This window comes from Staphylococcus sp. IVB6181 (genome assembly GCF_025561445.1).
Taxonomy (GTDB): Bacteria; Bacillota; Bacilli; order Staphylococcales; family Staphylococcaceae; genus Staphylococcus; species Staphylococcus simulans_B.
The window spans coordinates 2,469,040-2,486,220 of the sequence record NZ_CP095096.1 but is presented as its reverse complement, the minus strand read 5'-3'; the positions used below and the strand labels follow the sequence as shown (position 1 = coordinate 2,486,220).

Below are 17,181 nucleotides of genomic sequence, written 5' to 3'. Positions count from 1 at the left end.
GTTCACTACAGAGGAAGTTTGTCTTTGTTTTTTTGTAAAGAGTGTAAAAAATATGTGAGTTTAAGGCGTTTTTAAGGCGATTTTAATACTTGATCGGGTTTATCTGAGAAATAGGCGGAACAGACGATAGAAGTATCCGGATGAAATTTGATAGAATGAGATTAGACTACGTTGTAATATATTAAGTTTACGACACTGCGGTAAAGACAATAGAAACGAGGTTAATTCATGATTAAATTAATTGCGACAGATATGGACGGAACATTATTAAATGCAGCACATGAAATTTCAGAGGAAAATATTAAAGCGATTAAAGCAGCGCAAGACCAAGGGATTACGGTAGTAATAGCGACGGGACGTGCTTTCTATGAAGCCAATGCGCCTGTGGAACCTACAGGATTAAAAGTCCCTTATATTTGTTTGAATGGTGCAGAAGTACGTGATGAATCATTTGATATTATGCATACTTCAAGTTTGAATCATGAAATGATTGAACAGATTACACACGTACTGAACCGTGAAAATATTTATTACCAAGTGTATACGAACTTTGGTATTTATACAGAAGACCCGCAAAGAGATTTAGATATTTATATTGATATTGCTGAGCATGCCGGTCAAAAAGCAGATGTTGAAAAGATTAAAAAACACATTCAACATCGTATTGACCAAGGGACACTTAAAGTTGTCAGCAATTATGACCAAATTGCGGAAACACCAGGTGAAATTGTGATGAAACTTTTAGCATTCGACGGCGATGTCGAAAAAGTAGACCGTGTCAGCAAAGAATTAGCAGAACATCCAAACTTGGCAATTTCATCTTCTGCACGCGGCAATATCGAGATAACGAATGCGTATGCGCAAAAAGGGATTGCGTTAGAAGAAATCGCCAGCCAATTAGGCATTAAAATGGAAAATGTCATGGCTATCGGCGATAACATGAATGATGTATCTATGCTTTCACGCGCAGGTTATCCGGTCGCAATGGAAAATGCGATTCCAGAAGTGAAGGAATACGCGAAATATGTGACAGACACAAACCAAAACAGCGGTGTCGGTAAAGCAATCAATAAAATGTTAGAAGAACAATCAAAATAATCTAGTTGAGGTGACGAATTTCATGAAGGGTGTCATTATTGTCGGGAGTGCACGTGTAGAATCACACACTAAAGCACTGGCACGATTCTTAAAGGGACAGTTTAATGAAAAAGAGGTAGAGGTTGAGATTTTCGACTTAGCAGATCGTCCGATTCATACATTGGACGTTTCAGGAACAAGTAATCCGCCAAGCGACTATCAAGAGAATGTGAAAGATTTACAAACATTGGCAAGAGAAGCGGACTTTATTATTTTAGGTACACCGAACTACCACGGTTCTTATTCAGGTGTGCTGAAAAATGCTTTAGATCATCTGACTATGGATGAATTCAAAATGAAACCGGTGGGCTTAGTAGGCAACAGCGGCGGTATTGTAAGTGCGGAACCATTATCCCACTTGCGTTTGATTGTACGTACATTATTAGGTATCGCAGTACCTACGCAAATTGCGACACATGACTCTGATTATGGGAAGCTGGATGACGGAACATTCTTCCTACAAGACGAAGAGTTCCAATTACGTTCACGCTTATTTGTAGAACAAATTGTGTCATTTGCGGAAAGCCGTCCTTATGAACATTTAAAATAAACTAACGATTATACACAAAAGTACAATCGTTTATTGTATAAATAACGCCCTGTATCAAGCGGAAGTACCGCGCGATACAGGGCGTTGTTATTTATATTCAACTATTCTAAATTAGCATGATTTTGCTGCATAGCAGTTTCATCAATGTTGAATGTTTCCATTAAGTTTAAGACAACTGCATCTAAGATTAATTGTGCAGATTGTTCGAAAAGACTGCCTAATGGTTGTGCTGAACCTTCAGCATCGTATTTAGTGCCGGCTGGCAACTCGATTGTTGTATCTGCAAGTTCACCGATTTTTGAGTCAGGTTTTGTTGTTACTAATGCAACACGTGCACCTTCGCCTTTAGCTTTTTCAGCTAATAAGCGTAAGTGTTCTGTGCTGCCTGAACCTGAAATAACGATAAATAAGTCGCCTTCATGAATTGAAGGTGTTGTAATACCGCCGATGATGAAAGCAGGTTGTTCAAGTTGATTTAAACGCATTGTGAAGCCGTTAGCAACGAATCCAGAGCGGCCTTTGCCTGCGACAAAGATGTTTTTTGCGTCTTTGATTGCTTTTTCAAAGTTTTCAACATCTTCTTCTTTTACGTTAGCTAATGTTGTTTTCAGCTCGTCTAAAATAAGTTGGTATTTTAATTCTGCCATAACTTATTTCCCTTCAACTGCGTCGCGGCAAGCTTTAGCAGCTTCTACTGGATCGTCAGCATTTGCGATTCCGCCGCCGACAATGACTAAGTCTGGTCCTTCAGCTACGATGTCTTTGATTGTATCTGGTTTGATACCGCCAGCAACTGCAACTTTAGAATTTTTGATAACTGATTTAACAGTGTGTAAATCATCTAATGGTGATTTACCTTGTGCTTGCAAGTCATAGCCGATGTGTACTGCGATATAGTCTGCACCCATTTCGTCTAATTCTTTTGCACGTTTTTCAATGTCTTGTACAGCAATCATGTCTACTAATAATTGCTTGTCATTTTTGTGTGCTTCTTCGATTGCTGCTTTGATAGAAGCATCTTCTGCAACACCTAAGATTGTTACAACGTCAGCGCCGAATTTCACTGCTTGGCTGACTTCGTAGTCTGCCGCATCCATGATTTTCATATCTGCAAGGACTTTAACACCGTCGATATTATCGTCCATGTATTGAACAGCTGGTAAACCTTCGTTATAAATGATAGGTGTACCGATTTCTACGATATCAACATAATCTTTCACTTTGTTAGCTAACTCTGCAGCGTCTTCTTTATTTAATAAATCAATTGCTAATTGTAGTTCCAAAATGATTCATCCTTTCATAATGTGAGTGTTGTAACTTTTGCTTTACCTAAATTGTATACCCTGTTTGATAATGTACAAACAATAGGCAAGTTTACTTATCAGGTGCTGCCGCATCATCTACATAAACTTCTACATTCGGGTGATCATACAATACAGTTGCCGGTACATTTGGATCTTGAATACCGCTTGCAAGTTTGGTAATTGCATCTTTCTTTTTCTCTCCGAATGCTAATAAGATGATACGTTTTGCAGACAAGATTGTAGAAAGTCCCATTGAAATCGCTTGTTTCGGCACATCTTCTTCGTTGTCGAAGTAGCGGCTGTTAGCTTGAATTGTACTTTCTGTTAAATCTACGACACGTGTCACACTGTCTTTTGCTGTTCCTGGTTCATTAAAACCGATATGTCCGTTTTCCCCAATACCCAAGATTTGAATATCTACAGGACCTTGTTCTTTAATGAGTTGTTCGTAGCGTGATGTTTCAGCCTCTAAATCTTTTGCATCCCCAATCGGTAAATGTACATTTTCTTCTTTGAAATGCGGATAGCGATCGAATAAAACTTCATGCATATAATGATGGTAACTCTCAGGGTGATCTGCTGATAAACCAATATACTCATCTAAGTTGAATGTTTCTACATTTGAAACATCTAATTGGTTGCGTTCCAGCAGGTTGACGAAATTGGAATAAACATCAACCATTGTACCGCCTGTTGCCATGCCCAGCTTACTGTCAGGATGACGGCTGATTTGATTGAATAATTCACATGCTGTATAAAACGAAGCATCGTCTCTATTGCCTAAATTAATAATTTTCATTATGAATGACCTCCTTATTATTTATCTGTTATGAAGACATACATGTCCATTATAACGGGGTGTTATACAAACAGATAGTAAATCCCCCTCATTTTATAGAAATGTTTCAATAACCTCTTTAGAAAGTGTTAGAACAGTTATATAATGTAAATATTGTTTCTAAATATTGAATAATAACCGATAATTCCTATGGTTTTTTATGGAATGAGCAAGTGGTTATATTTATTGACGCTGATTTAGTACAATTAAGTGATACAGAATAATAGATAAATTAAACACGACACAGTATAGATGGGGTTAACAATTGAATTTGTTTTGTGTAAGGGAGTGAGCGACTTGGAGCCGATAGAATACGAGAAAGTACAATCTTTATTATCATCTTATGTAGACCAGCCGGTATATTTGCATGTTGAGACGACTAATGGCGCATATGCGAACCATTTTGATCAACGTGTATTTAATGCTGGGACTTTCTTAAGAAATATTAAAGTTGTCTTTGAACATGCAAAGCTTAAAGGCGGCGGTAAAGAACCGTTCAGAGTAGGCTTGAAACTGCAAGATAACGGATGGGTTTATGTACAAGGTTTAACGCATTATGAAGTGAATGAGAATAATGAATTCTTGCTCGCTGGATTTAATTATGAAGGACAGTTAGCAGCAGCGCTGGAAATCAGTACTGTACCGTTTCAAATATAAGGAGGACGTATCATGTCAGAGGAACAACAAGTATTAGTTATCTTTCCGCATCCTGACGATGAGACGTTCTCATCAGCAGGAACATTAGCCAGATATATCGATAACGGTGTACCTGTCACATATGCTTGCCTGACTTTAGGTCAAATGGCGCGCAACTTAGGGAATCCGCCGTTTGCGACACGCGAATCTTTGCCGGATGTCAGAGAGCGCGAGTTGGAAGAAGCAGCGAGAGTGATAGGTATCAAAGATTTAAGAAAGATGGGGTACCGTGACAAGACGGTAGAATTTGAACCTTATGATAAGATTGATGGAATGGTAGAAAGCTTAATCGATGAACTGCATCCATCAGTAATCATTTCATTCTATCCAGGTTATGCTGTACATCCTGATCATGAAGCGACAGCGGAAGCGGTTGTAAGAACAGTGGGACGTATGCCGAAGGCACAGCGCCCGCGTTTACAATTAGTGGCTTTTAGTAATGATGCAATTGATGAATTAGGGGAACCTGATATTGTGAATGATATCAGTGATTATAGAGAAGTAAAATTAGATGCATTCAAAGCACATGCATCACAATCTGGACCTTTCTTGCAGCAACTTGCTGAACCGCAAGTTCCAGATACAGCCAAAAGTTTCTTAGAACAAGAAACTTATTGGACTTATAATATTGAATCATGAGTGGAGGCGCACACAGATGACTGAATTTGATTTATCAACACGTGAAGGTCGTTGGAAACACTTTGGTTCTGTTGATCCGATTAAAGGTACAAAACCAACAGTAAAAGAAGAAATGACAGACTTGCAAAGCACGCACAAAGATTTCCTATTTGAAATTGAAGAAGTCGGGATTAAAAACTTAGTCTATCCCGTAATTATAGATGAATATCAAACTGCAGGTACATTCGCATTCTCAACAAGTTTAACAAGAGAAGAAAAAGGCATTAATATGAGCCGTATTTTAGAGAGTGTTGAAAGACACTATGACAATGGTGTGAGATTAACATTCGATAACTTGCACACTGTATTAGACTCGCTTCAAAAACACATGAAGCAAAGTTCTGCGGGTGTAGATGTATCAGGTAAATGGTTCTTTAACCGCTACAGCCCAGTAACAAACTTAAAAGCTGTCGGCAACGCTGATGTAACTTACGGCATGGCAGTTGAAGGGGATAAAGTGACACGCCAAGAATTAACAGTTCAAGCAACAGTCACAACACTATGTCCTTGTTCAAAAGAAATCAGTGAATACTCTGCACACAATCAGCGCGGTGTAATCACTGTAAAAACGTATATTAATCCAGAGGCGACATTACCATCAGATCATAAAGAAGTTATCTTAGATGCAATGGAAGCCAATGCAAGCTCAATCTTATATCCTATCCTTAAACGTCCAGACGAAAAACGCGTCACAGAACGTGCTTATGAAAACCCGCGTTTTGTGGAAGATTTAATTCGTTTGATCGCAGCGGACTTAGTAGAATTAGATTGGTTAGAAGGCTTCTATATTGAATGCCGCAATGAAGAGTCTATTCACCAACACGATGCATTTGCGAAATTAAAACACAGAAAATAATAAATAGGCAATCAACAATAAGCCGTCTTGCCTGATTCGGTACTTTGTCGAATCATACTGGCGGCTTTTTATGTCTTTCAATAAAAAAAGAGCACTGCATATAACCTGTTGGGACGGCAGGCAACAAGAGAGAAGGGACGGTCTCACTTGTTTAGCAGTGCTCTTATTTTTAGGGTGAGCCGATAAGCAGTGTCAGGGGAAGGGTGTTGCTTATCGGCTTTTTTAATTCAATGATTAGATTAACTGTTAATGCTATCGCAATTTTATTGTTAGGATATGATTACCTTTTATTTAGGAGGTTAAATGCGATTTTTGCATTGTCTATGTCGGTGTAGAGGAAGCACTCAGCCTTTTAGGTGGGTAGAAAGGTGTAACGATTATTTATAGAATTTACATTTAGGATTGATTTAGGATTCACACATTACATTTTGCTTCCTCTACATTGATTATTGTATTAAATTTTTTTTGATGATACATGGGGCTTCGGTATCAACTTTTTCTAGGACTAATTGATGAGAGCGTGAACGTTGATTTTTTTGAATTGCGGTGCTTTTCCTCTTATGTATAAAAAGAGACAAGCTCAAGGAAAGAGCTTGTCTGCATTATGAATTACTATATGTTTGTTTATACTTCAGCAACGGTTACATCGATTTTTTCGATACGGTTATAGGCACCGTGGTCAACCGGACCTACAAAGTCGTTCATTTTCCAACCGTTTTTAATCGCTGAAGCAACGAATGCTTTAGCATTGATAACAGCATCTTTAGGTGATTGGCCGTTTGCTAAGTTAGCTGTTGTCGCAGCTGCGAAGGTACAGCCTGCACCATGGTTATAACTTTGTTGGAACATGTCTGTTGTAAGTTGATAGTATTTATCGCCATCGTAGTATAAGTCATATGATTTATCTTGCTCTAAAGCTTTTCCGCCTTTGATTACAACATTTTCTGCACCTTGTTCATGAATGATTTTAGCGGCTTTTTTCATATCTTCGATAGATTTAAGTGTACCTAAACCTGATAATTGACCTGCTTCAAAGAGGTTAGGTGTTGTTACTGTTGCTTTTGGCAATAAATATTTAATCATTGCATCTGTGTTGCCAGGGTTTAAGACTTCGTCTTCGCCTTTACATACCATCACAGGGTCAACAACGAAGTAGTCTGCACCTGATTCTTCAAATGCTTCGCCAGCACGTTTGATGACTTCCTCAGTACCTAACATCCCTGTTTTAACAGCATCTGGACCGATAGAAATTGCTGTTTCTAATTGTTTGTTGAAGACATCAAATGGAATAGGTGTTACATCATGAGACCATGTTTCTTTGTCCATAGTCACAATCGCTGCTAAAGCGACCATTCCGTAAGTGTCTAATTCCTGGAATGTTTTTAAATCTGCTTGCATTCCCGCACCGGCACTTGTATCTGAACCGGCAATTGTTAATACTTTTTTCAATGCCATAATACTACACTCCCTAACGTTTTCGTTTCTTTAATCATAACACGATTCCAAGGGAGGATTGAACTTTTTGATATATCCTGTGTTATCATATGTTTGAGGTGATACCATGGAGTGGTCTGAAGTATTTCATGACATAACAAGCCGTCATGATTTCAAAGCGATGCATGATTTTTTAGAGAAAGAATATACGACACAAACTGTCTATCCAGACAGAGAAAATATCTATCAAGCCTTTGATTTAACACCATTTGAAAAGGTGAAAGTCGTGATATTGGGACAAGATCCTTATCATGGTCCAAAACAAGCGCATGGTTTGGCGTTCTCGATACAGCCTGGGGCTAAATTCCCGCCTTCATTGCGCAATATGTACCAAGAATTAGCTGATGATATCGGTTGTCAGCGTACAGTATCACATTTACAGGACTGGGCACGTGAAGGTGTGCTGTTGTTAAATACTGTTTTAACTGTGCGTCAAGGCGAGGCACATTCTCATCGCGGCATAGGCTGGGAAATCTTTACAGATGAGATTATCAAAGCTGTTTCTGACCATAGAGACCATGTGGTGTTTATTTTATGGGGCAAACCCGCACAACAAAAGGAAAAGCTGATTGATACAACAAAGCATGATGTGATCAAGTCTGTGCATCCGAGCCCATTATCAGCGTACCGCGGTTTCTTTGGTTCTAAACCGTATTCACGGGCGAATGCTTATTTAGAAGCACATGATCAAACACCAGTGAATTGGTGCGGAGAGGGGGAAATGCGATGAACAAAGAGAAATTAATCGCATTGATTGAACGTGAATTAGTGCAAGCAGATGAAGCGCACAGCGAAGCGGAATTTAATAAGCATATGTATGCGATTCATACATTGACTTCGCTTTATACAGATGCAGAACCGTCTGATACAAGCAAAGTGTATGCGAAACAATCAGCACCGTATCAGCAACCTGCTGCGCATACTTCAGTGCAAAAACAATCTCTTTCAACATCCGGTGTGTCTGCTGAGGAAATCAAAGCGATGGGCGGCAAGGTTGCTTCTTATTCAGAAACACCGAATTCATCGACACCGCCAGGTGCTTCTAATAAAATGGTAACTGATGACCAACTCGGCAATGGCGATTCTATATTTGACTTTTAACTATAAAGGAGCGATTAAGCAATGAATCTTAAATCAATGAAAGCATTTGTAGCACTCGGTGCAGGGTGTGCTGCATTATCAGTTGCGACAGGAGCATTCGGTGCACATGCGTTAGCTGATAAATTATCACCGCACTATTTAGATGTGTGGAATAAAGCAACAACATATGAAATGTATCATAGCTTAGGGTTAGTCGGTATCGGGATTTTAAGCGGTACAACTAAATTAAACTTAAAAGCTGCAGGATGGATGATGTTTGGCGGTATTGTCATCTTCAGCGGCTCACTATATGTATTATCATTAACACAAATCAAACCTTTAGGCGCAATTACACCAATTGGAGGCGTGTTATTTATCGCTTCTTGGGTAACTTTACTCGTACAATCACTTAAATTAAAAAAATAAACCAATAAACGGTTCAAAAATTCATCTCACAGGGTATAATGTATCGAATGAGGTGAATTTTTTATTATGGGAGAAAGAGATAGAAAACACCATAAAAAAGTAGACCGAGGAGATTTACAACAGAACCTGTCAGAAAAGTTCGTCTGGGCAATTGCCTATGGTTCATGTATAGGCTGGGGTTCTTTTATATTGCCTGGGGACTGGATTAAACAATCAGGTCCGATTTCAGCAGCAATCGGTATTACAATTGGTGCATTATTAATGATTATTATTGGTGTAAGTTACGGGGCACTTGTGAAACACTTCCCAGTATCAGGAGGCGCTTTTGCCTTCAGTTATTTAAGCTTTGGGAGGTATGTGAGTTTCTTCTCATCATGGTTTTTAACTTTTGGTTATATTTGTGTTGTCGCATTGAATGCGACCGCCTTTAGTTTACTCTTGAAGTTTATGATGCCGAGCGTACTCGAGCATGGTAAACTTTACACCATCGCCGGATGGGATGTTTACATCACTGAAATTATTATCGCAACTGTTTTATTATTACTCTTTACGTTTATTACGATACGTGGTGCACACGTGTCAGGGAGCTTGCAGTATTATTTCTGTGTTGCGATGGTAATAGTTGTACTACTGATGTTCTTCGGATCGTTTTTCGGAAGCGAATTTTCATTCAGTAATTTACAACCTTTAACTAACGAGTCCAAAGGCTGGTTTACTTCAATTATCTTGATAGTGGCTGTAGCGCCATGGGCATATGTCGGGTTTGATAACATTCCGCAAACCGCAGAAGAATTCGACTTTGCGCCGAATAAAACATTCAAACTGATTGTTTACAGTTTGCTTGCGGCAGCAGGGACGTATGTCTTGATGATTCTTTATACAGCATGGTTAAGCAAAAGCAGTGAAAGCTTAAACGGCAACTTGTGGTTAACAGGTGCTGTAACTCAACAAGCTTTCGGCTACATTGGTTTATTCATACTTGCTATCGCAATCATCATGGGTATCTTTACAGGACTTAACGGTTTCTTGATGAGTTCAAGCCGTTTATTATTCTCAATGGGCCGTTCAGGAATTATGCCGGGGATATTCAGTAAACTGCATTCAAGATACAAAACACCGTATGTCGCTATTTTATTCTTGGGTGCTTTAACACTGATTGCGCCGTGGTTAGGACGTACTGCATTAACTTGGATTGTAGATATGTCTTCAACGGGGGTATCAGTCGCATACTTAGTCACATGTTTATCAGCTGCGAAATTATTCAGCTATAACAAAGCAAGCAATACTTACGCTCCGGTTTATAAAACCTTTGCGATTGTTGGTTCGGTATTTGCGTTTATTTTCTTAGGATTATTATTAATCCCAGGATCACCAGCTGCTTTATCATTACCATCTTATATTGCTTTAATCGCATGGCTAGTGTTAGGTTTGATTTTCTTCATCGTACGTTATCCTAAGCTTAAACGTATCGATAAAGATGAACTCAGCCGCTTGATTCTTGATACAAGTCAAGAAAGAGTAGATGAGATTATTGAAGAACCGGGAGATAACGACACAGCAGAAACAGATAGACCTTCAAATACAAGAGATTCAAATTCTAAAAATCAATAGATACTTTTAAATAAGGTGAGGCCATTATAAAAGATGCCTCGCCTTTAATAATTTATAGAATTTGTTGAATCACCCTATTTTACTTGCAAAATGCTTGGAATTTTTATAAGTTATAGCGAGTAAGGAAAAAGCAGATTGAAAGGAATCTGTTGTTTTTCTAAATAATAAATAGGAGGAACCTTATGGAACAGATGGTCGAAAATTTTATCGATCAGTTTGGTTACCTGGGAGTATTCTTATTAATCGCTCTAGAGAATATCTTCCCTCCAATCCCTTCTGAATTGATTTTAACTTTCAGCGGATTTTTAACGTTGCATTCAGATATGAACGTTGTTGGTGTAATTATTGCGTCTACACTAGGTTCAGTAGCAGGCGCTATTGTACTTTATTATGTAGGACGACTGCTCTCTGTAGAAAGATTGCAGAAACTGGTAAACGGTAAAGTAGGAAAAATATTGCGATTTAAAGCAAGTGACATAGAAAAAGCAGATGACTGGTTTGATACACACGGCAATAAAGTTGTTTTCTTCGCAAGATTTATTCCAGTGATTCGAAGCCTGATTTCAATTCCAGCCGGAACAACAGGCATGCGACTCATACCATTCTTAATCTTTACCACACTTGGTACATTAATTTGGAACACCGTTCTTGTAATATTAGGTCATCAAGCAGGATCAGCTTGGCCGAAAATTTCAGCTGCATTCGATTCATTCTCAAGTATAGTACTTATCGTCTTAGTTATTTTATTTATTATTTTAGTTCTACTATTTGTGAAGAAACGTTTCAGCAAATCAAATAAGTAAACATAAATACCGCACTTTCCGATGATGATATGCTCCCCCTATAGTAGACACTAAAAAAACAAAACTATAGGGGGAGAATTCTTATGTCTAAATATCTCGAAAGTGACATTAAATTATTTCTCTTAACATTTAGTTTAATAGATGAAGGTTATAGTTGTAATGAAGCTATAGAAAAGAGTGGTATAGAATTAAATCGTAAACAGGTGATGTTTAAATATCACCAATATAAAGTACATGGCGTTGAGGTACTATTACCAAAGAAAAGCAATAATACTTATAGTAAAGCATTTAAAGAAACAATTGTTCAGGAATACTTAACTGAAGGTGTTTCTGCTGTTGATTTAGCAATAAAATATAATATTCCAGCATATTCTACTGTTAGGGATTGGATAAAACGATATACTTTAGGAAAAGAGAATGTTTCATATTCTCCATTACTAGGGGTGTATTCAATGAAAGCGAGAAAAACAACGTTCGAAGAACGTGTAGAAATAGTAGAAGCATGTATTGAGTCAGAAAAAGATTATAAGAAAACAGCTTTAAAATATAATGTTAATTATGGCCAAGTATATAGTTGGGTTAAAAAATATGAACAATTTGGAAGTGCCGGTCTTGTAGACGGAAGAGGTAAAGGTAAGCCAACTCAGACAATGACTGATGAAGAACAAGCATTAGCTAAAACAAAAGCTCTTGAAGAAAGAATCAAATACTTAGAAATGGAAAACAAGATTTTAAAAAAGTTGAAGGAGAAAGAAAGAGAGCTGATCAATCGCCGTTTAGACAAATAGTTGAGTACCTTGTAATAGAGACTTAAAAAATGAATATCCAATAACTCTGTTATGTAAGGTGGTTGGAATTTCTAGAGCCAGTTATTATAAGTGGAGAAAGAGAAGAGAATTTAAAACACAGCGTGAAATTGAAGATGAAATATTAATGAAAGAAATCTTGTGGATTTTCAATAAATACAACGGTATATATGGTTATCGTCGTATTCGTATATATATCTGTTTAAGACTGGATAAAAAAGTAAGTCGTAAACGAGTATATCGTTTAATGAAAAAATTAGGTCTAAAATCTTGCATACGTGCTGCAAGAAAAAGATATAGACCCTCAACACCTACTATTACTGCAGAGAATTTATTAGATAGAGAATTTAGTGAAACGGAAGCTAACAAAAAATGGGTAACAGATGTGACAGAACTTATTTTAGAAAATGGAAGGAAATTTTATTTAAGCGCTATCAGAGATCTCGGAACAGGTAAAATTGTAAGCTATGATATAAGTTATTCAAATAACAATCAGCTGGTTTTTAATACTTTCAATAAAGCGTTAAAGAAAGTGAAAAATATAAGCGGCTTAATACTACATAGCGACAGAGGTTTTCAATATACAAGCAAACATTTTAAATTCTTGCTCGATGAGCAAGGTGTTATTCAAAGCATGTCACGAGTCGGACGATGCATAGATAATAGTCCAATGGAATCATTTTGGGGAATAATGAAATCAGAAATTTATCGCGGTAATAGACATTATAAATTCAAGGATATAAAAACTGCACGCTCGCAGTTTAAAGAATACATTGATTTTTACAACAATGAGAGAATTACTTTGGAAATGGAAAGATTAATTGCTTAACTTCTAACTAATGTCTACCCTAAATAATCTGGTAAAAGAAGTAGTGTGCGTAGCGCACCACTTTTTTTACCAGATCAAGCAAACGATAGTGCGCTAGGAGAATAAAAAAACTGTACAAACGAGATTTATCAACTCATTTGTACAGTAACTTAAAATTTGTTTATCAGATTCCCAATAAATTATTTTTTGTTTTTTTCCTGTCTACTTGACAGGGAGCAGTTCATGAAGAGGGAAGTGCGGTTTAATTATATTGCTTTATACATATAAACGTATTAAAAGTGTCCACGAACAGGAAATAAATCCAATGCTGAATATACAAAGATTTGTTCTGGTTTCATGTCTAATCTTGTACAAATAGAGTGGATGATGGAGTCTTTTGGTTGTTTGCTGTGCAAGTTGTAGTAATATTTACCGTTCTTTTCCAGCACGTAACGCCATGCGCCTAAATGTTTGAGTTTATTTAAGTCAGGCGGTCCATCAGTTGTTCGAATGGAAACGGAATAACTGAGGTAGAACTGATCGACGTAAGTTGGGCAGCTTGTTCTGATTCGGTGTTTAATCATCAAATAAAATAATACTACCGCAATAAATACACCGCTCATGATTTTCATAGGTAAAGGTGCCATTACATTTGTATAGCCGATTGAAGTGAAATAAGCCCATAAAGCAATACAGATAAATAACGCTAAAATAGCAAGAGTTAAGATGGTATTTTGAAAGTGCTTAAGGTATTGATATTCTTCTGCTTTAGTATCTGTGTTGCTATAGATAGGGTTTTCAGTGTCTTTTAAATAGCTGTACACCAATGTATGTTTTGAGTAGTTGAGTTGTTTGGTTGTCATTGCGAAATAAGGACTGTTGTTATCGAGCGTAGGTTGCGTTTCTATATCTTTTGTTTTAATAAAGTTGACCTGGAGTTTCATATTCTTAACTGCAGGATTATGTTTGAAAGTATAAACGCCGTTGATAACACGCGTTAAGTAATAACCTTCTTGTTTTTTCTGTTCGAGAAACTTTTGTTCAGCAAGTGATCCTTTAAGGGTCAATTTAAGCTTTTTCATGATGTCTTCCTTCTTCCTGAATCTTATGTAAACGCTTTAATTATATTTTAAATATTCGGAAAATAAAAAGCAAGACTGATAGAGAAATATATGGATAAGTACTAAAGAACGCCTCGCTTTCGATAGAAAGGAGACGTTTCGTATTCTGAAATTCATTTTACTTTTTGTTTTACTGCACTCTTCCAAGTAATCAAAAGACGTGAAAGCTGATCGGCAAAAAGGAGACCTGCCGCAATTGCACCGGCAATTAAAGTAACCTCAAGCATGGTAGGTACTGCTTTGTTAAACTGAAGTATCACCAGGCTTTTTGTGGTGTCGAATGCAAGTCCTCCAGGTACCAAGGGGATAATACCAGGTACCATAAAGATAATGACGGGTTCTTTTTTCAGACGAGCCATGATATGGCTCAGCAAACCAAGTGCTAAACTGCCGAAGAAAGAAGCATAGATTGTATGAATATGCAGACCGGAATATAAAAAGATATATACCATCCATCCGCATGATCCCACTAATCCTGCCCATACATACATGCGCTTCGGCGCATCGAAAATGACACAAAAGAAGAGGGAGGCAATATAACTAAAGAAAAAGTGAGAAATCCAATATAACATGTTGTGTCAGCCTCCTCTTTTAAAATATCAGCAGCATCGTACCTACGCCTGCACCTATGCCGAACGAAGTAACGAGCGCTTCTAATGATTTAGTCGTGAACATCATCATGTGTCCCCCGAATAAGTCTTGGATTGCATTGGTAATCAACACTCCTGGGACAATCGGCATGACTGCGGCGATAATAATCGCAGAGAGCGAACCGTCGGGGACCATATTATTTCCAAGTATTGCAATCCCTCCGATTACAACAGAACCTAGAAATTCTGGTATAAATAAAGTTTTTAAATTAGCGCGGTAGAGCATTTCTACAACCAGATAACCAAGGGAGCCAGCAAAAACGGTCGCAACAATATCTACGAAATTACCCGTCTGCAAGTATAAAAAGCTGATTGAAATGATTGCGGCAGCTATTCCTTTATAAATTAAATCATGTGTTTGTTTAGTTCTATAGACCTGTTTCAAACGTGTGTAAGCTTCTTCTAAACTAATATCACCAGATGCTAATTTACGAGAAACAGAATTGGTTTGGGAAATTTTAATTAAATTGGTATCACGTGATTCGATTCTATACATTCTTGGCGTTGTTTGATTATCAAGCAAGAAATTGATCACTGTATTAGTCACAAAGCTGTTGCTTTGGTTAAAGCCTAATGTTTCCGCAATACGCGTCATCGTACCTTCGACACGAGTACCTTCGGCACCAGACTCTAATAATATACGTCCTGCAAGCATAATCGTATCTTTCGCTAGGCGTTCTTTAGGCGTATCTTCTATATAACTTACTCTGTTATCTAATTCCATATCATCACTCATTTTCTTCTGTCGTAAAGTTGTCCTTATATTTTTGTGAATATTCAAATCAATACATCAATTATGTAGGAAAACAAGGAGAGAAACAACCGAAGAATTCGTTTCGATTGTGTAAATTTTGAAAAATGAGGTATTCATATACCAACTCGTTATCGAGAGTGAGCTTTACATAGTCGATGTATTTTTTATCATATCAATAATTTCATAATTGACTTTATATAATTAAAAGAAGGCAATCAAATAATCCAATATTCTATCCAATGTTTCAAATATTTCAAAACGGTTAAAGTTATAGTGGTTGACTGTTGAAGTGTGTTAACTGGGTAGCGACGGTAACCGCTTCACAGTTAACCTGCTAAACAAGTAGTGGCAAAGTTCTCCAAGGACACTACAGGAGGGATGAGCAACACTGCATTCAAGCCGTGCAGTTGTATGCTTATACTATACGGCAGAAGCTGCCAACATTGGGAGTGGTAGATGCCGAAGAACGTGCCGCTAGCATGCAGGCTCAGATAGCCAGCATACGTGTGGTACATAGGTGTCATTCATTTCTCGGTGCTGGCTAGCATTCTGCTTTAATTAATGAATCACACCTTTATATAAATCCATCAAAAGAGAGCTTTCAACAACAGGAGTTTGTTGGGAAGTTCTCTTTTGTCTTTACACCATTTGATTACATCCTGTTTTGTGCCCTGGAGACACGAACTTTTGATGTTGTGGTAAATGATAGAAAGATAGCGAATAAAATAAATATACATAAGAAAAGGGACACAAAAATCATGAACTCTCCATGACTTGTGTCCCTTGCTTTATCTAATTTATCTCTTATCTTAAATACTGAAGAATTTTTCTAAGCTGTCTTCAGGTAATTTATGGCCGACAAAGAAACTGCCGAATTCGCCATAACGCGCAGTTGTTTCATCAAAGCGCATTTCATAAACGATTTTCTTGAATTGAAGTACGTCATCTGCAAATAATGTAACGCCCCATTCGTAATCGTCAAATCCAACTGAGCCAGTGATGAATTGTTTGATTTTACCGGCATATTTACGACCAATCATACCGTGGTCATACATTAATTTTTTACGTTCATCCATTGAAAGCATATACCAGTTATATGTTTCATTGCGGCGTTTGTTCATTGGATAGAAGCAGATATAATCTGAATGCGGCAATTCAGGATAAAGACGTGCTTTAACATGCGGGTTTTCATATGGATCTTCGTCTGATTTGCCTGCAAGATAGTTGCTTAATTCGATAACAGATACGTATGAGTACGTTGGGATAAAGTAATCTGCGATACGTAATTTGTTTAATGCAAGTTCAATAGCATTAAGCTCTTGCATTTCTGGACGTAATACCCAAAGTAAAACATCTGCTTTTTGGCCTGTAATATTATACAGTGCGTGATCACCGTTTTGAACTTTACGTACTGAACCTAATTTGTCTAAGAAGTCTTGGAATTCTTTGACAATTTCTTGACGGTCTTCACTAGGTACAAGACGTAATGTTGGCCAGTCGATTGCATAAAATAAATGGAGGCTGTACCAACCATCTAATGTTTCTGCTGCTTGACTCATTATTATCGCT

At 37.5% G+C, this 17,181-nt stretch carries 18 protein-coding genes and 1 pseudogene; 11 read left to right on the top strand and 8 right to left on the bottom strand.

The genetic code is table 11. The annotated features are described in order from the left end of the window. Positions 1–228 precede the first annotated feature (228 nt). Both MUA90_RS12215 and MUA90_RS12210 read left to right on the top strand, forming a co-directional pair. The gene (locus MUA90_RS12215; protein WP_114603955.1) at positions 229–1,098 is read left to right on the top strand and encodes a Cof-type HAD-IIB family hydrolase; all 870 of its coding nucleotides are present in this window, start codon (positions 229–231) and stop codon (positions 1,096–1,098) included. Positions 1,099–1,120: 22 nt separating this feature from the next. Beyond that, positions 1,121–1,687, top strand: a complete 567-nt coding sequence (locus MUA90_RS12210; RefSeq protein ID WP_262587194.1) for an NADPH-dependent FMN reductase — start codon at positions 1,121–1,123, stop codon at positions 1,685–1,687. 101 nt (positions 1,688–1,788) lie between these two features. Here MUA90_RS12210 and hxlB read toward each other — a convergent pair whose 3' ends face one another. The 3 genes from hxlB to nagB all read right to left on the bottom strand — a co-directional run bounded on the left by hxlB (position 1,789) and on the right by nagB (position 3,790). Further along, positions 1,789–2,334: a 6-phospho-3-hexuloisomerase gene (gene hxlB / locus MUA90_RS12205; RefSeq protein WP_262587192.1), complete on the bottom strand. Its 546-nt coding sequence runs from the start codon at positions 2,332–2,334 to the stop codon at positions 1,789–1,791. 3 nt (positions 2,335–2,337) lie between these two features. Beyond that, complete coding sequence (gene hxlA, locus MUA90_RS12200; protein ID WP_114603952.1) at positions 2,338–2,970, bottom strand: 3-hexulose-6-phosphate synthase; 633 nt, start codon at positions 2,968–2,970, stop codon at positions 2,338–2,340. Between the two features lie 91 nt (positions 2,971–3,061). Further along, complete coding sequence (nagB, locus tag MUA90_RS12195) at positions 3,062–3,790, bottom strand: glucosamine-6-phosphate deaminase (protein ID WP_262587190.1); 729 nt, start codon at positions 3,788–3,790, stop codon at positions 3,062–3,064. Between the two features lie 336 nt (positions 3,791–4,126). Here nagB and MUA90_RS12190 point away from each other — a divergent pair, with 336 nt between their 5' ends. The 3 genes from MUA90_RS12190 to folE2 are packed head-to-tail and all read left to right on the top strand — an operon-like array spanning position 4,127 to position 6,059. After that, positions 4,127–4,486 (top strand): YojF family protein, encoded by a 360-nt coding sequence (locus MUA90_RS12190; RefSeq protein ID WP_262587188.1) that lies wholly within the window; start codon positions 4,127–4,129, stop codon positions 4,484–4,486. A 12-nt stretch (positions 4,487–4,498) separates the two neighbouring features. After that, a complete protein-coding gene (gene bshB2 / locus MUA90_RS12185) occupies positions 4,499–5,164 on the top strand; it encodes a bacillithiol biosynthesis deacetylase BshB2 (RefSeq protein ID WP_114603950.1) in 666 nt (221 codons plus the stop codon). A gap of 16 nt (positions 5,165–5,180) precedes the next feature. Next, complete coding sequence (gene folE2, locus MUA90_RS12180) at positions 5,181–6,059, top strand: GTP cyclohydrolase FolE2 (RefSeq protein ID WP_262587186.1); 879 nt, start codon at positions 5,181–5,183, stop codon at positions 6,057–6,059. A gap of 624 nt (positions 6,060–6,683) precedes the next feature. On the opposite strand, the gene thiD is transcribed toward folE2, so the two are convergent. Further along, positions 6,684–7,514: a bifunctional hydroxymethylpyrimidine kinase/phosphomethylpyrimidine kinase gene (gene thiD / locus MUA90_RS12175; protein WP_262587184.1), complete on the bottom strand. Its 831-nt coding sequence runs from the start codon at positions 7,512–7,514 to the stop codon at positions 6,684–6,686. Positions 7,515–7,620: 106 nt separating this feature from the next. On the opposite strand from thiD, the gene MUA90_RS12170 reads away from it, so the two are divergent. The 6 genes and pseudogenes from MUA90_RS12170 to MUA90_RS14110 all read left to right on the top strand — a co-directional run bounded on the left by MUA90_RS12170 (position 7,621) and on the right by MUA90_RS14110 (position 13,108). Next, positions 7,621–8,283 carry a uracil-DNA glycosylase gene (locus tag MUA90_RS12170; protein ID WP_105993408.1) on the top strand — a complete coding sequence of 221 codons (663 nt, stop codon included), beginning with the start codon at positions 7,621–7,623 and terminating at the stop codon, positions 8,281–8,283. After that, positions 8,280–8,654 carry a YwdI family protein gene (locus MUA90_RS12165; protein WP_262587182.1) on the top strand — a complete coding sequence of 125 codons (375 nt, stop codon included), beginning with the start codon at positions 8,280–8,282 and terminating at the stop codon, positions 8,652–8,654. The genes MUA90_RS12170 and MUA90_RS12165 overlap by 4 nt, the downstream gene beginning before the upstream one ends. Before the next feature lie 21 nt (positions 8,655–8,675). Next, entirely contained in the window at positions 8,676–9,059 is a 384-nt protein-coding gene (locus tag MUA90_RS12160) for a DUF423 domain-containing protein (protein WP_262587181.1), read from the top strand. A 66-nt stretch (positions 9,060–9,125) separates the two neighbouring features. Beyond that, positions 9,126–10,670 carry an APC family permease gene (locus MUA90_RS12155; protein WP_262587180.1) on the top strand — a complete coding sequence of 515 codons (1,545 nt, stop codon included), beginning with the start codon at positions 9,126–9,128 and terminating at the stop codon, positions 10,668–10,670. 182 nt (positions 10,671–10,852) lie between these two features. Beyond that, positions 10,853–11,473 (top strand): DedA family protein, encoded by a 621-nt coding sequence (locus MUA90_RS12150; protein WP_262587178.1) that lies wholly within the window; start codon positions 10,853–10,855, stop codon positions 11,471–11,473. Positions 11,474–11,556: 83 nt separating this feature from the next. Beyond that, a pseudogene (locus MUA90_RS14110) lies at positions 11,557–13,108 on the top strand (IS3 family transposase). A 272-nt stretch (positions 13,109–13,380) separates the two neighbouring features. Here the strand turns inward: MUA90_RS14110 and MUA90_RS12135 are convergent. From MUA90_RS12135 to hemQ, 4 genes are all read right to left on the bottom strand, one after another. After that, entirely contained in the window at positions 13,381–14,169 is a 789-nt protein-coding gene (locus MUA90_RS12135; RefSeq protein ID WP_262587176.1) for a hypothetical protein, read from the bottom strand. A gap of 152 nt (positions 14,170–14,321) precedes the next feature. Continuing rightward, a complete protein-coding gene (locus tag MUA90_RS12130) occupies positions 14,322–14,780 on the bottom strand; it encodes a threonine/serine exporter family protein (RefSeq protein ID WP_105993414.1) in 459 nt (152 codons plus the stop codon). Positions 14,781–14,799: 19 nt separating this feature from the next. Beyond that, positions 14,800–15,582, bottom strand: a complete 783-nt coding sequence (locus tag MUA90_RS12125; RefSeq protein ID WP_105993415.1) for a threonine/serine exporter family protein — start codon at positions 15,580–15,582, stop codon at positions 14,800–14,802. 839 nt (positions 15,583–16,421) lie between these two features. Continuing rightward, complete coding sequence (hemQ, locus tag MUA90_RS12120) at positions 16,422–17,171, bottom strand: hydrogen peroxide-dependent heme synthase (protein ID WP_262587173.1); 750 nt, start codon at positions 17,169–17,171, stop codon at positions 16,422–16,424. Positions 17,172–17,181: the final 10 nt, after the last annotated feature.

What these genes read in the sequence shown, in the direction of transcription:
- MUA90_RS12215 (WP_114603955.1), top strand. Translation starts at nt 229, where the DNA reads ATGATTAAATTAATTGCGACAGATATGGACGGAACATTATTAAATGCA.
- MUA90_RS12210 (WP_262587194.1), top strand. Translation starts at nt 1,121, where the DNA reads ATGAAGGGTGTCATTATTGTCGGGAGTGCACGTGTAGAATCACACACT.
- hxlB (WP_262587192.1), bottom strand. Translation starts at nt 2,334, where the DNA reads ATGGCAGAATTAAAATACCAACTTATTTTAGACGAGCTGAAAACAACA.
- nagB (WP_262587190.1), bottom strand. Translation starts at nt 3,790, where the DNA reads ATGAAAATTATTAATTTAGGCAATAGAGACGATGCTTCGTTTTATACA.
- bshB2 (WP_114603950.1), top strand. Translation starts at nt 4,499, where the DNA reads ATGTCAGAGGAACAACAAGTATTAGTTATCTTTCCGCATCCTGACGAT.
- folE2 (WP_262587186.1), top strand. Translation starts at nt 5,181, where the DNA reads ATGACTGAATTTGATTTATCAACACGTGAAGGTCGTTGGAAACACTTT.
- thiD (WP_262587184.1), bottom strand. Translation starts at nt 7,514, where the DNA reads ATGGCATTGAAAAAAGTATTAACAATTGCCGGTTCAGATACAAGTGCC.
- MUA90_RS12170 (WP_105993408.1), top strand. Translation starts at nt 7,621, where the DNA reads ATGGAGTGGTCTGAAGTATTTCATGACATAACAAGCCGTCATGATTTC.
- MUA90_RS12165 (WP_262587182.1), top strand. Translation starts at nt 8,280, where the DNA reads ATGAACAAAGAGAAATTAATCGCATTGATTGAACGTGAATTAGTGCAA.
- MUA90_RS12160 (WP_262587181.1), top strand. Translation starts at nt 8,676, where the DNA reads ATGAATCTTAAATCAATGAAAGCATTTGTAGCACTCGGTGCAGGGTGT.
- MUA90_RS12155 (WP_262587180.1), top strand. Translation starts at nt 9,126, where the DNA reads ATGGGAGAAAGAGATAGAAAACACCATAAAAAAGTAGACCGAGGAGAT.
- MUA90_RS12150 (WP_262587178.1), top strand. Translation starts at nt 10,853, where the DNA reads ATGGAACAGATGGTCGAAAATTTTATCGATCAGTTTGGTTACCTGGGA.
- MUA90_RS12135 (WP_262587176.1), bottom strand. Translation starts at nt 14,169, where the DNA reads ATGAAAAAGCTTAAATTGACCCTTAAAGGATCACTTGCTGAACAAAAG.
- MUA90_RS12130 (WP_105993414.1), bottom strand. Translation starts at nt 14,780, where the DNA reads ATGTTATATTGGATTTCTCACTTTTTCTTTAGTTATATTGCCTCCCTC.
- MUA90_RS12125 (WP_105993415.1), bottom strand. Translation starts at nt 15,582, where the DNA reads ATGGAATTAGATAACAGAGTAAGTTATATAGAAGATACGCCTAAAGAA.
- hemQ (WP_262587173.1), bottom strand. Translation starts at nt 17,171, where the DNA reads ATGAGTCAAGCAGCAGAAACATTAGATGGTTGGTACAGCCTCCATTTA.